This window comes from Syntrophomonas palmitatica JCM 14374 (genome assembly GCF_001311885.1).
Classification (GTDB): domain Bacteria; phylum Bacillota; class Syntrophomonadia; order Syntrophomonadales; family Syntrophomonadaceae; genus Syntrophomonas_A; species Syntrophomonas_A palmitatica.
The window spans coordinates 1-1015 of record NZ_BBCE01000052.1 but is presented as its reverse complement, the minus strand read 5'-3'; the positions used below and the strand labels follow the sequence as shown (position 1 = coordinate 1015).

Annotated in this window: 2 protein-coding genes; both read left to right on the top strand. The window is 53.7% G+C overall.

Features of this window, described 5'->3' with window-relative positions; all coding sequences use genetic code 11:
* Nucleotides 1–451 (top strand): immunoglobulin-like domain-containing protein (locus JCM14374_RS14130; RefSeq protein WP_207641639.1); only part of this gene is annotated, 451 nt, incomplete at its 5' end.
* The coding region (locus JCM14374_RS14975) for a putative Ig domain-containing protein (protein WP_242849003.1) at nucleotides 406–1015 on the top strand (610 nt) is incomplete at its 3' end. The genes JCM14374_RS14130 and JCM14374_RS14975, both read left to right, overlap by 46 nt.

Below are 1015 nucleotides of genomic sequence, written 5' to 3'. Positions count from 1 at the left end.
CGGTATCTGGCACATTACGGAAGGAACTTCCTATCCGGTGTTGCAATGGCAATGGACATTGAATTCTCCGACCGATGAGGAAAAAGTGACGGCGGACAAGGCGGCGCTTGAGATTGGCTTTGCGGCAGGCGACAGCGCAAGCTCAGTAACACAGAACCTGACCCTTGCAACAACAGGATCAGTTTACAATTCCGCCATCACATGGGTGTCCAGTAATACAGCTGTGATAAGCAACAGCGGCGAGGTAACCAGGCCATCATTCTCATGCGGAGACGCAGTAGTAACATTAACAGCTACCATATCCAGCAATGGAGTCAGTGAACCCAAGGCCTTCACCCTGACAGTACTTAAGCAGCCGCAGCAACCCTGCAGAGCATCGCCATCACAAAACAGGCAGATAAACTGGTGTATACCGTGGGCGAACCCCTGGACATTACAGGCATGGAAGTAAAGGGCACCTACAGCGACGGCACAACCAAAGAGGAACCCATAACCGCAGATAACGTAACCGGCTTTGACAGCAGCGCCCCGGCGGAAGGACAGGTACTGACAGTAACAGTGGGAGATAAGAGCACCACCTACACCGTAACCATAATACAGGCACCCGCAGCACCGGCCATTACCACAGGTAGTCTGCCGGGCGGCACGGAAGGTACTTTATACAGCCAGACTCTGGCGGCCACAGGCGATACGCCGATAACCTGGAGCAAAGAGAGCGGCGATCTGCCTGAGGGGCTTTCGCTCACAGATGGTGGCGTTATCTCGGGAACCCCGATGACTGCCGGAACCTATACTTTTACCGTTAAAGCTAGCAACGCAGCAGGCAGCGACACCAAGGAATTAAGTATCAAAATCAATGCCGCACCCGCAGCAACCCTGCAGAGCATCGCCATCACCAAACAGGCAGATAAACTGGTGTATACCGTGGGCGAACCCCTGGACATTACAGGCATGGAAGTAAAGGGCACCTACAGCGACGGCACAACCAAAGAGGAACCCATAACCGCAGATAACG